Below are 13,680 nucleotides of genomic sequence, written 5' to 3'. Positions count from 1 at the left end.
TATAAAACTGATCACTTTTTCATTGTTTACTCACCGAATCGCGATAAACAATCTGGTGCTGAATACTGATTCGTTTAACTGGTTCTGATTTATTAACGGTTTTTTCAATTAAAGCCTTAGCTGATTGGACTCCAAGTTCATGTATTTGTATATCAACTGTCGTTAGTGCTGGACGAATAATTTCAGATAAGTACACATTATTAAAACTGACTAATGAAATATCCTGCGGAACTCGGACACCAGATTCTTCTAACAAACTAAGCACCCCGACACTCATTAAATCATCTGTTACGACTATCCCTGTTGGTGGTTCGTCTAGTGATAGTAAAGTCTCCACAGCTTCTCTCCCACCAGATTTGAGGAATTCCGTATGGATTTTATAACGATCACTAACTTCTAAATCAGCTTCTTGCAATGCAGCTTTATAACCTGCTTCACGATCTATTGTAACAAATAGATCCCTTGAGCCTCCAATAAATGCAATTTTCTCATGACCGTTTTCAATTAAATGCTGTGTTATTTCCTTTCCAGCAATAAAATTGTCATTGTCTACATGTGTAATTTCGTTCATATTTTCGTATGGCTTTCCAACAATGACAAATGGAAATTTCATCTCTTTCAGGAAACTTGTTACACGGTCTTCTAATCGCGAATAAAGTAAAATCACACCATCAACATAGCTGCCGTGGACCAATCGCTGTACTTCCTCAAAAATTTCTTCCTCTGTTTGTCCGCTGGAAAGCGTCATAGAGTATTGCATACGATGTGTAACGGAACCAATGCCTCGTAAAATTTCGGGAAAGAATGGATTTTGCAACGCTTTGTCAGCAGATGATGGCATGATTACCCCGATTGCTTTCGTCGATTTGGCCACTAAGTTCCGAGCATTTATATTCGGATGGTATCCTAAATCTTTCATCGCTTTACGAACTTTTTTCTTTGTTTCTACACTTATCCTCGGATTATCAGCAATTACTCTCGATACAGTAGAGGGTGCTACTCCAGTTGCTTTTGCTACATCTTTTATCGTTACCATTATTCCCACCCTCATCTCAAAGATTGAATTTATATCATTATTATCCTTTTGTTGCCCCAGATGTCAAGCCAGATATAAGATATCGTTGCAATAATAAAAATACAAGAGCAATTGGAACTGCAATCAAAATGGATCCAGCTGCAAATCGAGTGAAGTTTGTTGAAAATTGGTCATTAATAAAGTTGTATAATCCAAGTGCCAATGTGAAATTACTTGGACTTGTTAACACAATACGCGGTAATAGAAAGTCCATAAATGGCGCCATAAAATTAAACAATGCAACCACTGCAAGTATCGGCTTCGCTAACGGCAATATAATGGTCCAAAATATTTTCAAATGACCCGCCCCATCTATCTTTGCTGCCTCATCCAGCTCTTTTGGAATGGTATCCAAATACCCTTTCACAAGCCAAGCATTAAATGGAATTTGCCCTCCCAGATAGATGATCATCAGCCCATAAAGAGAATCTGTTAACCCAATTGTATTTAATAAAATATAAAGAGCCACCATTCCCATTAATGCTGGGAACATTTGCAGTAACAAGAACATATATAAACCATATTTGCGACCAATAAATTGATAGCGTGAAAATGCATAGGCGATTAATGACGTTATAATCACCGAACCGACAGAATTCACAACTGCAATATACATACTATTTTTATACCAAAGTAGGTAATCACTATTCGGGCTTGTAAATAACCAGGCATAATGTTCCCATGTTGGATTACTTGGGAATAATTCGGTTACAAGCATATTCGACCCAGGATTCACACTCATCATTAATGCCCAAAATAATGGATAGCCTATAATAATAAACATAATTAGTAAGAACAGATAGATGAACGCTACTTCGATTTTTGATTTTTTCTTAGTAGACATAGCCATTAGTAACGTCCCTCCTCTTTAAATGCTGCTGTTTTTCTAAATTGAAAGAAGGCAAATATTGAGATAAGTAATCCCATGATAATTGTTATCGCTGCAGCCATATTATAATTATTCGTTACAAATGTCAGTTTATAAACCCATGAAATTAAAATATCCGTACCTCCAGCATTTTGACCACGAACTGCTGGTTCTCCTTCATTAAATAAGTAAATGATATTGAAATTATTAAAGTTACCCGCATATTGCATGATCAAAAGTGGAGCAGTTGCAAATAATAGATGCGGCCATGTAATATGTCGAAACTTTTGGAACCTCGTTCCCCCATCAACATCAGCGGCTTCATACATATCCTGCGGCACACTTTGTAAAACACCAGTAAACAGGGCAAATACAAATGGGAAACCTAGCCAGGTTTGAATCATAATTAAGGCAACTTTTGCCCAAAATGGGTCAGATAGCCATGGAATCATGATTTCAAATTGACTAAGTAAATCGCGGTTAATTGCCCCAAATGTCGGATTAAATAATGCAGAAAAGATTAAAATGGATACGAATGCAGGTACTGCCCAAGGTAAAATCAGTACCGTGCGAATAGTACGTTTAAATTTAACTCGTTTGTCATTAACGAGTAGTGCAAGAAATAAACCAAGACCAATTTGTAATGTCGTAGCAACAACAGTCCAAACAATTGTCCATGTGAATACACTTAAAAAGGTATCCTTCCATATATTCACACTTCCTAATGCTGCAAAATTATCTAACCCTACCCAATTCAATAGATTCCGAGGTGGTGAATTGTATTGATTATAATCGGTAAATGCCAAGCTAACCATGAATAATAATGGCAAAACTACAACAAATAATAGCATCAATAGTCCTGGCAAAATCATAAAGTACGGAAATCCATTATCATAAAAGTTTTTGATTCCTTTTAATAGTGTTGGAATTGGTTTTCCATCTGCACGGGCAATCGCATCCTTTCTAGCATCCATAATGTTATAAACATAGATTGCGATGCCGAATGCGAGTACGATTAAAGCTATTAATCCTTGGATTAACAATTGAATGGAGTGGTGTTCTCGTGGAATGGTTCCTAATGTAAACAATCCCCAAATACCTATATCAATAAGGTCCCATGTTGTGATTAAAAACGAGATAGCCACAAGTAAAAATAATATTCCTTTTAGAAAGCGCCGGTTATAGATTTGACCTAAACCTGGAATAACTATCGATAACAATGTAGCAACATTTCTACTAGTTTTGTTGGATTGACTATTCGCCATTTGTCTTCCCCCTCATGCAAAAGGCATAAATAAATATATGGGAAGAACCCTTCCCATATATTTATTTTCTAATTAATTTGCTCCAGAAGCTGCAATTTGATCTTGGATCGTTTGTACTGCTTCCTCTAACACTTCATCAACAGGCTCACCTTTAGAAATAAAACTAAGTGCATTATTAATTGGATCCCATACTTGCTGCATTGCTGGAACACTAGGCATTGGTTCTCCATATGTTGTTTGCTCAGCGAATGCAGAGAATATTGGATCATCCGCAATGATTGAGTCCTCCATGGCATCGTCACGTGCTGGAATTTCACCAGCAACATCATAGTATGTCATTGAATTATCAAAGTTTGTAATATAAGCCATCAGGTCTTCAGCCCACTCTTTATTCTCAGAGTAGTAGGAAAGCATATACGATTTTACTCCAACAAATGATTTCGGGTTTTCACCATTATCGAGTATTGGCAGTGGTGCTGCTGCTAAGTCATCACCTAAAGCCTCTGAATAATCACGAACCATCCATGGTCCATTAATTACAGATGAAACTTTGCCTTCTTGGAATAATCCATTCATAATGTCTGGTGTAAGATCTTGTGGTATATAACCATTATCAAACCAGGATTGGACTAAGTTACCACCTTCAATCGATCCTTCATTAGCTATTCCAATATCAGCAATATCATAATTTCCTGCGTCGTTTGCAAATACATATGCACCATTACCAGAGAAGAAAGGATAGACAAAATAGAAATTTGCTGCTTCCATTAAAAAACCAAATTCATCATTACTTGCATTCGTATCCCGTTCAGCAATTGCCATCAAATCTTCCATTGTTTCAATTTCTTCATCAACCAATGATTTATTATAATACATGGCATATGTCTCAATTACTGCCGGATATCCCCAATATTCTCCATCATATTGAACAGCATCCAATGCAGTTTGTGTATACTCTGTTTCTTTATCTCCTAGATTGACTGGGTCAACTAACCCGCGTAATACGAGGTCTCCAATTCGATCATGTGGCTGAAAGATAACGTCTGGTCCATTTCCAGCTGGCCCTTCCACATCAAGTTTTTCAACTTGTTCGAGCATATCAACAGGAACCATATTAACCTTTATGCCTGTCTCCTCTGTGTATTTATCAGTTATTTCTTTTACAGCTTCCTCCTGTTTTTCCTCTGCATTAACCCATAGCGTAAGCGCTTCCGGTTTTTCCGGCATTTCGCCCTCTGCTTCTGCATCCGTATTCGTCCCACCATCTGTATTTGATGGTTCTGCATCATCTGGACCACAAGCTGCTAAAATTCCCATAATAAGTAAAAATAAAACACTAATGCTCAACCACTTTTTCATCTAATTTCCCTCCCCAAAATTATAATTTGCAGCGTTTTCACCTTTTTAATGAAAACGTTTGCGCAACTATATGGTATTTATTATACATTGTTTTATGAAAATATCAATATCAAAATATAATTAATTATCGCTCTTGTTACCGGTTACAAAAATAATATGAACATATTCATAATTTTATCTGCTCACCTATTTTTTGCTTATATTGTGCAAACGTTATTCATTAAGATTTATTGAAAGAAGACAATCATACAGCTTTTTGTCCCCCTCTGGTACAAAAAGCTACAACAACCGATAAACCCTCGCCTCATATGGCCACATTACATTTTCTTCTAATTTATTATAATTACATAGAAGTAATTCTTTCTTAATAGACTTTAACTCTGCTGGAAGTTCTATTTCTACCTTTTTCGCAAATAAGTTGGTTATTACGATAACAACCTCATCATCCAATGTTCTCGTATACGCATAAACATGATCATGATTCTCTAAAATCAGTTCGTAGTTGCCATAAATAAAAACACTATTCTCTTTTCTCAACTTAATTATTTTTTTATAATAATGATAGATTGAATCTGGATTTTGAATTTCTTGTTCCACATTTATTTCCGTATAGTTCGGATTCACTTTCATCCATGGAGTTCCATTTGTAAAACCGGCATGCTTTTCATGTGTCCACTGCATTGGAGTTCTTGAGTTATCACGACCAGTTTTCCAAATTACCTTCATGATTTTTTCAATGGGGGTTCCCTTACTCAGCTCTTCATGATAATAGTTTCTCATCCCAACATCATCATAATCATCAATGGATGGAAACTGAACATTCGTCATCCCAATTTCCTGCCCTTGATATATAAATGGCGTTCCTTGCATAAGAAAATACATTGTCGCTAAGCTTTTGGCAGATTCCACACGATATTCCCTACTATTCCCCCATGTTGAAATGGAACGAGGCTGGTCATGATTTTCTAAGAATAATGCATTCCATCCAATACCTTCCAATCCTTTTTGCCATTTAGTCAATGTTTTCTTTAAGGCATGTATATCCAAGCCTGTATCGGTATGCTTACCCCAAAGGTCTAAATGTTCAAATTGGAAAATCATATCGAATTTACCTTTTTCCACTCCGACCCACTCTTCCGCTTCGTCCATACGTACACCATTTGCCTCCCCAACAGTCATAATGTCATAATTAGAAAAGGTTTTTTCCTTCAATTCCTCTAAAAAAACTTGAATGCCCGGTCGATTCATATGACCTTTATAGGAAGGAACATATTTCATCTTTTTCGGATTCGGCAAGTCTGGGAATCCAGCAACCTTTTTTATATGGGAAATCGCATCTACTCGAAACCCATCAATTCCTTTATCGAGCCACCAATTTACCATTGTGTACAGCTCTTCACGGACAATTGGGTTCTCCCAATTTAAGTCTGGCTGTTTTTTGGAGAACACATGTAAATAATATTCCTTTGTTTCTTTATCGTATTCCCATGCTGAACCACCAAAGATAGATTCCCAATTATTCGGCTCTTTACCATTTTTACCTGGATGCCAAATATAATAATCTCGATACGAATTACCTTTAGAAGCACGTGATTCAATAAACCAGGAATGCTCATCAGATGTATGATTAATAACCAAATCCATAATTAGCTTCATTCCACGATGATGAGCGGCTTCAAGTAGTTGATCAAAGTCTGCCATTGTCCCGAATTCATCCATGATTGCCTGATAGTCACTAATATCATAACCATTATCATCATTTGGAGATTGATAGATTGGACTTATCCAAATCACATCAATACCAAGCTCCCTCAAGTAATCAAGCTTAGAAATAACTCCCTGGATATCTCCGATGCCATCTCCGTTTGAGTCCATAAAACTTCGCGGATATACTTGGTAAGCGGTTGCTTCTTTCCACCATATCTTCTTCATTTTTATCCCCCTTTTTCTATTGCTGATTCAAATGATTTTTTAAGTTTCCACATGTCGATAAAATGCAGAAAATGGTAAACCTCTTCTATCATAGCGTATACCTTCTATTAGCTGACGTATGGTAATTTCTGATAGATTTTGCCGGGCTCTTAACCTTCAACTCAATTCACTAACGTGCTCAATGAATTCAAGTGCTTTCACATACAATATTAAAAAGCTAGTTATTGCAACTGTGCAACACCAGCGAAAACGTTTGCACTAATTGCTTCGATTACAATAGTAGCACGATAAATATAAAAGGGCAATTGTTTTTAAATAGTATCTAGATTAAATATTGCTATTTAGCAAGATTACCTAAAAAAAGATGTCATTTAAATAAGGGAGTATTACAGGAAAACGATTGCACATTTATAGAAAAATTAATCAATGGTGGGTGAAATATTGGAGGCTAGCGAAAGCTTTACGAACATTAAAATGAACTTACACTGAATAGCCCTGGACTTTAAACACACGGTCAAGTCCAAGGCTATAAGAAACGCTTATTTTACGCTGAATAATACTGCAAAAGTCGAGAGTAAACGGAACGGGCTATTCTTTTATCATGTGTTCCATGTACAATTGCACGTCCGTCCCGAAAGAAAACAATCCTAAATTCCCCAAAAACACAGGAAAGTAAGAAAGGATTGATTAATAGGTTTGTTGCATTTCCTTTTAACCTATCCATGAAGACGTTTAATTCAAACACTCTTGAAGTAGCAGGCCGAATTTGCACCGCATCTCTTCCACATAACACATCAGATTTCATTTGATTCTCAAATTTCAAGTAAGGATACGTTGGTTGCTCCCCACATGTTGGACAATGGCTATTTTTAAGACGTGTCAAATCTATTTCAGCCTTTTCATCCTTCCACATATCAAGCGACCTGAGCACCGGCGATATCTGGGCTCCAGTTAAAATTTTTAAAGCATAGGTTACTTGTGTTGCAGTAACCATTTGAACAATTGGACTGATCACCCCTACCGTCTCACACGTCATGCCATCCACCGGTAAATGATTTAGTAAACAATGCAAACAAGGTGTGACATTTGGAATAACTGGAAATGTGGAACCGTAACTCGAAACACATGCCCCCATGATAAATGGAATGTCATGTTTTACAGCTGCATCATTTACGATTAGACGCGTTTCAAAATTATCCGTAGCATCGAGAATAACATCATGACCCTTTATCATTTCTTCAATATTTAAACCGTGGACATCTTCAATAAGACTGTTAATATCTATCCCACTATTGATTTGCTCAAGCCTCTTCTTTGCAGCGAATGCTTTAGGAAGCTTATCCCGGACATCCGCCTCGCTATATAATTGCTGTCGTTGTAGATTACTCCATTCAACATAATCCCTATCAACAATTGTTAGTTTACCAACACCTGCTCTTGCAAGCATTTCTGCACTGCTGGAACCCAATGCACCTGCTCCGATGATAATAACACTTCCAGATTCTACTTTCTTTTGCGATTCCTTTCCTAAAAATAATTCTTGGCGAGAGTAGCGTGTCTTCACGTTCCTACCATCCCTGTTGTCGGACTGCTTGCCACTGCATAGTCTTTTTCTTCTATTCTTCCCGCTTCATACCCCAGCCTGCCAGCTTCCAGCGCATATTTTACAGCTTTCGCCATCTTGATTGGATCTTTTGCTCCAGAAACCGCAGTATTTAAAAGCACTCCATCTGCTCCAAGCTCCATTGCATATGCCACATCCCTAGGAGATCCAATTCCCGCATCAACAATTACGGGTACATTGGATTGTTCAATAATAAATGCTAGATTTAAAGGATTAATGATTCCTTTTCCCGAACCAATAGGACTTGCACCTGGCATAACAGCATGAACTCCCAAATCTTCCAGACGTTTCGCCAAAACAACATCATCTGACGTATATGGCAGCACGATAAACCCTTCCTCAAGGAGCATTTCGGATGCTTTTAAAGTTTCTATTGGATCTGGCAAAAGCGTGCGCTTATCCCCAATGATCTCCACCTTAATCATGTCACATAAACCAGACGCTTTTGCAAGTTTCGCTATACGAACAGCCTCTTCGGCCGTACTTGCTCCAGCTGTATTCGGAAGTAACGTATATTTAGTTAAGTCCAATTGTTCCAAGAAGTTTGGCTGACTTGCTTCAAAAATATTCATCCTTCTAACAGCAAACGTTAAAATTTCTGTTTCCGATACTGCTACTGCTTCTTTTTGAACCTCAAATGATGGGTACTTCCCTGTGCCTAATAATAAACGAGATTGGAAAGTACGATTAGCAATGGTTAACATAATCATCCGCCTCCTACAAAATGAATAATTTCTACGATATCCCCATTGAAAAGCCTTTTTGTTTCGTATTCTTCCTTCATAACAATTTCCTTATTTACCTCTACGACAGCAATCCGAGATTGTAATTGATAGTGTGCCAGCAACTCTCCGACTGAATCCACTACCTCTGGAAGTTCCACCTGTTTCCCATTCAGCTGAAATTTCATTTTTATCACCTCCTAAACTACTATGCTTTGACGACGATCTACACGAAATGTCTGCATCCATCCGTTATTTATGTCTTTTCCAACAACAAAATCACGAATCATTTCCCCTGTTGCTGGAGCAAGTAAAATTCCATTTCGGTAATGCCCACAAGCAATGAGTATTCTTTCTTCCTCTGGATGCCTTCCGATAAATGGGTTGCCATCAAACGTGCCTGGTCGCAATCCTGCCTGAACGTGATCGATTTTCCATTCGATTGCAGATGGAATCATGGCTTTTGCCTTTTCAATTAAAAACTTGATTCCTTCAAGGCTTACAGTATCACTCCAATCCTTCTTGATCATGGTTGCACCAATAACAAGCTTTCCATTATTTCTAGGAACGATATAACAGCTTTCATGAAATAGGGTATACTCTAATACATGCTGTTCACTATGAACGATTAAACTTTCACCTTTAATTGGTATGAGCTCTTCATCTAATCCAATTTGCCTAAATAGCCCATTACCATATACACCTGTAGCAAAGACAACATAATTTGCTTCGACATCACCATGCATTGTTCGGACAAGATAGTTGCCATCTTTCTTTTCCACTTGATAAACACCGTTGCTTTCCATAATGGATGCACCAAGGGCTCGAGCACTTTTAGCAAAGCTTTCACAGGTTTGATCTGGTATAACACTCACATCATCCTTTATATATGCTGCTCCTAATATATTTGGAGCAATCAATGGCTCCCTTTTCTTTACTTCTTCTTTATCCAACCATTCTGCAGTTGGTTGCTTCAGAAGCGGAGTAAGCTGATGCTTATCTGTATCTGAAAATACAAGCTTTAATATTCCACCTTCTTTGTATCCAATATCAATGCCGCTTAATTGATAAAGCTCATCCTTCAACCTGAGATATGCTTGTTGACTCGATCTGGCAAACGAAAATATCGTATCCTCGCCATTGCTTTCAGAATGAGCACCGAGCATACCAGCCGCAGCACTTGTAGTCATCAAACCAATTTGTCCTTTTTCAAATAACGCAACATCAACCTTTTCTTTCGCTAAGTAGTAGGCAATCGAACAACCAATAATACCACCACCTATTACGACTACTTCATAATGCTGTTTCACTTTGAAATTGCCTCCCTATATTTTTTTATCATCACGTTTGGTGCATCGGCATGGAAAATACCGGACATGATTGCAATTCCATCTGCTTTTGTCTGTTTCATTAACGGCACCTCTTCCAATGAAATTCCTCCGATACCATAAACTGGGATGTGAATTTCTCTTTTCATTCGTTCAATTGGCAAAATTCCATTTGGAGGTATTCCCCTTTTACTGCTTGTCTCAAAACAATGACCAAATATTATATAATCCGCCCCATCCGCTTCAGCTTCTTTCGCTTTTTCGAATGAATGTACACTGCAACCAACCCTTAGATGCGGATATTGCTTCTTCACTGTTTTTACTGGTAAGCCATGTTCTGGCAGGTGAAGATTTGGGATGTCACTAAGCAGTACGATATCAAGCCGATCATTTAGAATTACTTTTTCTTTATCAACCCCATTCATTTGCAGATAATCTAGTAGCTGCAAAATTTCACGGGCTGTTTTTGACTTTTCACGAATTTGGAGAAAATCAATCTCGTCGATGATGTCAATAATGGTATCTGTTAGCTTTTCAACAGTCATGCTATCTGCGGTTACAGCAATTAGCTTCATCAAACTCCCGCCCCTTTCTTTCAGGTTTCATCAAGAATCATTACCTAATAATGCAATTACAGTTTTTATGCACACAAAAAAACCACTTTCCTGCACACAGAAAGTGGTATCGTATTTGTATAATGAAACTAACAATACAATTTGCCCTTGCCACATTCCTACGCAGGTGCTAGCCTGTTCAGGTTTTGAGGGTTTCAAAGTAACTACTTTTTTCTCAGCCCTTATCAAGGGTTCCCCTAGTGAATAACGCTACGTATTTACTTATCATTACTTTACCACAAATAGAAAAATTTGCAAAGTCTGGATTTTTCAAATAATACAGTTTAAAGACGAGTTGTAGGCTAGATTTCACACAGCTTTTTTATTTTCGAACCAAAAAAATACCATTTTCATGTATACTAAAACTAGAAAAAATAGAAAGAGGTCTCAAATAATGAAAGTAAAAATGAACGTACAGACAGCATATCATGGTGAATTGCTGCGAGCAGGCAAAGTATATGAAATTGATGAAACGACAGCAAAGCGGTGGATTGCTAGTAATTTGGCAGAAGAAGTTAAAAATGAAAAGTAAGCTATAACCTTCCGCAATTGATGCGTCCAGAACAGTTAAATTGTATGGAAAAAATGCTTACTTCTTTAGTTAAAACTGTTGGATCAGACATCGAATAACAAACTGAAGCGGGCTGGGATATCACATCGATGAAAGAAAAGAATAACACCTGGCATCATGAGGTTATAGACGCAGTAAACATTATTAGAGTAGATAACAATCTTCTTTGGGAAAAGCAATAAGCATGAGCGCGAAATAGGTATACCAGGAAGCTTAATGAGATTCAATCTTCTAAACGCAACTGTAATACAGTACAAACCTCGCATATTGCTACCCGATTTTTTCCCACTAAATACAAATGTCAACCCAGCTGGATACACTTCGTGACTCTTTACTGTGAATAGCGGGGTTGACTATTTATAATGCATATTTTTAGCACTGCCAATCTAACAGCACTGCTAGTTGAACAAATAGACGTTTCTTCTAGAACATTTCGTCTACTATCCAATAAATCTATCTATTCGCGAAGAATTCTTCCGCCTTTTCTAAAAATACTTCTTGATCAGGAGTCAAATCGTATTCCTCCTCGATCGCTGAAACAGGACAAACTGCTTTGCACGCACCACAGTCAATGCAAATGTCAGGATCAATATAAAATTGATCTGGTCCCTCTTCTATACAATCAACCGGACAGACACTCACACATTCTGCTGCCTTTTCCGGTCCACATGGATCCAATATTACAAAAGCCATTTATGATTTACCTCCTTACATACATCACTTTCTCTCTATTAAATGATAATGCTTAAACGTCTTGAAGTAAACCATTTGACTCGAAATTCCGACAACATTATACATAAACACTTACTCCTGGGCCAAACGGAATTCCAAAGTAGAAGAAAATTAACAGAAGAATCGTAAATGTAATCAAAAAGAAAATCGTATATGGTAACATTAATGCAATCAATGTACCAATTCCTGCTTTCTTATCATACTCCTTCATAAATCCAAGCACGATAATCAAATACGGGTTCATCGGTGTGATTACGTTTGTGGATGAGTCTGCAATTCGATATGCCGCTTGAACAAATGCTGGACTGTATCCTAAAAAGTAAAACATCGGTATAAAAATAGGTGCTTCTAACGCCCATTGTGCAGATCCACTAAATATAAACAAGTTCAATAGTGTTGTTAAAAGAACAAACCCTAATATAACAGCAATTCCTGTTAAACCAATGGATTCCAGCATGTTCGCTCCACTAATAGCAATCCAAGCTCCCATGTTTGTCCATTCGAAATAGGAGATAAATTGAGCTGCCGCAAATACGAGTACGATAAATCCGGACATGTCTTTTATTGCATTTCCCATATAGGTCCCGATATCCTTCGAGCTTTTAATCTTTTTTACTGTTACCCCATAGACCGTACCAACTAGAATAAACAAAAACAAAATTAATGGCACAATTCCAGATAAAAATGGTGAAGGGATGATTCCGCCTTCCTCATTCGTCAGTGGGGAACTAGGAATAAGAATTACTGTAACAATTAATGCAACATATGCAACACCCGCAAGCACAGCATTACGCAATCCCTTTATTTCCAAGGAAGTTGTTCCCTTTACTTCTTTGGCTGCTCCACCTGCATAGGTACCTAAGCGTGGCTCTACTATCTTTTCCGTAACAAATCCGCCAACAAAAGTTAAAATAAACACACATGTCAACATAAAATACCAATTATCGACAGGTGTTACATAGAGATCTGGATTTACAGTACGAATCGCTTCCGTTGAAATTCCAGATAGCAATGCATCCGTGCCAGTAATCATTAAATTAGCTGTAAAACCGGAGCCCACACCAGCAAATCCTGCAGCAAGTCCTGCGAGAGGGTGTCTGCCAATATTATAGAAAACCATTGCAGCCAGTGGTGGAATAATAACAAACGCAGCATCAGATGCGATATTCCCCAAAATACCAGTGAAAACCACCGCATATGTAACCAATGATTTTGGTGCCTTTAGAATCGTACTCTTTATTCCAGTCTCTAAAAGCCCTACCTTATCAGCCAGGCCAATTCCCAGCATCATCGCTAAAACAATCCCTAATGGTGTAAAACCAACAAAATTGTCCAGCATCGATGTTAAAATATATTGCAGCCCTTCAGCTGTGATCAAGCTTTTTATAGCGAGCACCTCAGACTCACCTGGTAATGTGAACGTGACATTAAATAGTGAGATTACCCATGATAATACGATAACGATACCTGCAAGAATGACAAACAACATAAATGGATCCGGTAATTTATTCCCCACTCTTTCAATTCCGTTCAAAAAACTTTGCATGCCAAACCTTTTTTGTCCTCTTGCCATCAAATCCATCCCTTCTA

The 13,680-nt window shown here is 37.7% G+C and carries 13 protein-coding genes and 1 riboswitch; of the genes, 1 reads left to right on the top strand and 12 read right to left on the bottom strand.

Translation table 11 applies throughout. The features are described 5' to 3' along the window. Positions 1-19 precede the first annotated feature (19 nt). The 10 genes from D1B32_RS16315 to D1B32_RS16270 form a co-directional block, all read right to left on the bottom strand. Positions 20-1,036 (bottom strand): LacI family DNA-binding transcriptional regulator, encoded by a 1,017-nt coding sequence (locus D1B32_RS16315; RefSeq protein WP_095310645.1) that lies wholly within the window; start codon positions 1,034-1,036, stop codon positions 20-22. A gap of 40 nt (positions 1,037-1,076) precedes the next feature. Further along, on the bottom strand, positions 1,077-1,919 hold the full coding sequence (locus D1B32_RS16310; RefSeq protein ID WP_095310829.1) for a sugar ABC transporter permease: 843 nt from the start codon (positions 1,917-1,919) through the stop codon (positions 1,077-1,079). A 5-nt stretch (positions 1,920-1,924) separates the two neighbouring features. Next, on the bottom strand, positions 1,925-3,208 hold the full coding sequence (locus D1B32_RS16305) for a carbohydrate ABC transporter permease (RefSeq protein ID WP_118889924.1): 1,284 nt from the start codon (positions 3,206-3,208) through the stop codon (positions 1,925-1,927). A gap of 72 nt (positions 3,209-3,280) precedes the next feature. Next, positions 3,281-4,567 (bottom strand): sugar ABC transporter substrate-binding protein, encoded by a 1,287-nt coding sequence (locus tag D1B32_RS16300; RefSeq protein WP_118889923.1) that lies wholly within the window; start codon positions 4,565-4,567, stop codon positions 3,281-3,283. Positions 4,568-4,846: 279 nt separating this feature from the next. Beyond that, complete coding sequence (locus tag D1B32_RS16295; protein ID WP_118889922.1) at positions 4,847-6,499, bottom strand: glycoside hydrolase family 13 protein; 1,653 nt, start codon at positions 6,497-6,499, stop codon at positions 4,847-4,849. A gap of 544 nt (positions 6,500-7,043) precedes the next feature. Next, positions 7,044-8,063: a ThiF family adenylyltransferase gene (locus D1B32_RS16290; protein WP_118889921.1), complete on the bottom strand. Its 1,020-nt coding sequence runs from the start codon at positions 8,061-8,063 to the stop codon at positions 7,044-7,046. Next, positions 8,060-8,833, bottom strand: coding sequence for a thiazole synthase (locus tag D1B32_RS16285; protein ID WP_095310656.1), 774 nt, complete (start codon positions 8,831-8,833; stop codon positions 8,060-8,062). The genes D1B32_RS16290 and D1B32_RS16285 overlap by 4 nt, the downstream gene beginning before the upstream one ends. Then, positions 8,830-9,033, bottom strand: a complete 204-nt coding sequence (gene thiS, locus D1B32_RS16280) for a sulfur carrier protein ThiS (RefSeq protein WP_118889920.1) — start codon at positions 9,031-9,033, stop codon at positions 8,830-8,832. The genes D1B32_RS16285 and thiS overlap by 4 nt, the downstream gene beginning before the upstream one ends. 12 nt (positions 9,034-9,045) lie before the next feature. Next, a complete protein-coding gene (gene thiO, locus D1B32_RS16275) occupies positions 9,046-10,155 on the bottom strand; it encodes a glycine oxidase ThiO (RefSeq protein WP_118889919.1) in 1,110 nt (369 codons plus the stop codon). Next, positions 10,152-10,748, bottom strand: a complete 597-nt coding sequence (locus tag D1B32_RS16270; protein ID WP_118889918.1) for a thiamine phosphate synthase — start codon at positions 10,746-10,748, stop codon at positions 10,152-10,154. Before D1B32_RS16270 ends, thiO begins: the two co-directional genes overlap by 4 nt. Positions 10,749-10,886: 138 nt before the next feature. Beyond that, positions 10,887-10,996: riboswitch (TPP riboswitch) on the bottom strand. Between the two features lie 185 nt (positions 10,997-11,181). On the opposite strand from D1B32_RS16270, the gene D1B32_RS24040 reads away from it, so the two are divergent. Beyond that, positions 11,182-11,319, top strand: coding sequence for a hypothetical protein (locus D1B32_RS24040; RefSeq protein ID WP_168927295.1), 138 nt, complete (start codon positions 11,182-11,184; stop codon positions 11,317-11,319). Between the two features lie 492 nt (positions 11,320-11,811). Here the strand turns inward: D1B32_RS24040 and D1B32_RS16265 are convergent, their stop codons facing one another. Together D1B32_RS16265 and D1B32_RS16260 are read right to left on the bottom strand one after the other, a co-directional pair. After that, entirely contained in the window at positions 11,812-12,051 is a 240-nt protein-coding gene (locus D1B32_RS16265) for a ferredoxin family protein (protein ID WP_095310664.1), read from the bottom strand. 97 nt (positions 12,052-12,148) lie between these two features. Further along, the gene (locus D1B32_RS16260) at positions 12,149-13,663 is read right to left on the bottom strand and encodes an AbgT family transporter (protein WP_118889917.1); all 1,515 of its coding nucleotides are present in this window, start codon (positions 13,661-13,663) and stop codon (positions 12,149-12,151) included. Between the last annotated feature and the right edge of the window lie 17 nt (positions 13,664-13,680).

The organism is Oceanobacillus profundus, assembly GCF_003515705.1.
In the GTDB taxonomy this organism is placed as follows: domain Bacteria; phylum Bacillota; class Bacilli; order Bacillales; family Amphibacillaceae; genus Oceanobacillus; species Oceanobacillus profundus.
Note: the sequence above shows the minus strand (reverse complement) of the source record. Positions and strands in the feature narration are given on the sequence as shown.

Excerpts from the sequence above, each read along its gene's own strand:
- D1B32_RS16295 (WP_118889922.1), bottom strand. The coding sequence starts at position 6,499 with ATGAAGAAGATATGGTGGAAAGAAGCAACCGCTTACCAAGTATATCCG.
- D1B32_RS16305 (WP_118889924.1), bottom strand. The coding sequence starts at position 3,208 with ATGGCGAATAGTCAATCCAACAAAACTAGTAGAAATGTTGCTACATTG.
- D1B32_RS16310 (WP_095310829.1), bottom strand. The coding sequence starts at position 1,919 with ATGTCTACTAAGAAAAAATCAAAAATCGAAGTAGCGTTCATCTATCTG.
- D1B32_RS16300 (WP_118889923.1), bottom strand. The coding sequence starts at position 4,567 with ATGAAAAAGTGGTTGAGCATTAGTGTTTTATTTTTACTTATTATGGGA.
- D1B32_RS24040 (WP_168927295.1), top strand. The coding sequence starts at position 11,182 with ATGAAAGTAAAAATGAACGTACAGACAGCATATCATGGTGAATTGCTG.
- thiS (WP_118889920.1), bottom strand. The coding sequence starts at position 9,033 with ATGAAATTTCAGCTGAATGGGAAACAGGTGGAACTTCCAGAGGTAGTG.
- D1B32_RS16260 (WP_118889917.1), bottom strand. The coding sequence starts at position 13,663 with ATGGCAAGAGGACAAAAAAGGTTTGGCATGCAAAGTTTTTTGAACGGA.
- D1B32_RS16265 (WP_095310664.1), bottom strand. The coding sequence starts at position 12,051 with ATGGCTTTTGTAATATTGGATCCATGTGGACCGGAAAAGGCAGCAGAA.
- D1B32_RS16315 (WP_095310645.1), bottom strand. The coding sequence starts at position 1,036 with ATGGTAACGATAAAAGATGTAGCAAAAGCAACTGGAGTAGCACCCTCT.
- D1B32_RS16270 (WP_118889918.1), bottom strand. The coding sequence starts at position 10,748 with ATGAAGCTAATTGCTGTAACCGCAGATAGCATGACTGTTGAAAAGCTA.
- D1B32_RS16285 (WP_095310656.1), bottom strand. The coding sequence starts at position 8,833 with ATGATTATGTTAACCATTGCTAATCGTACTTTCCAATCTCGTTTATTA.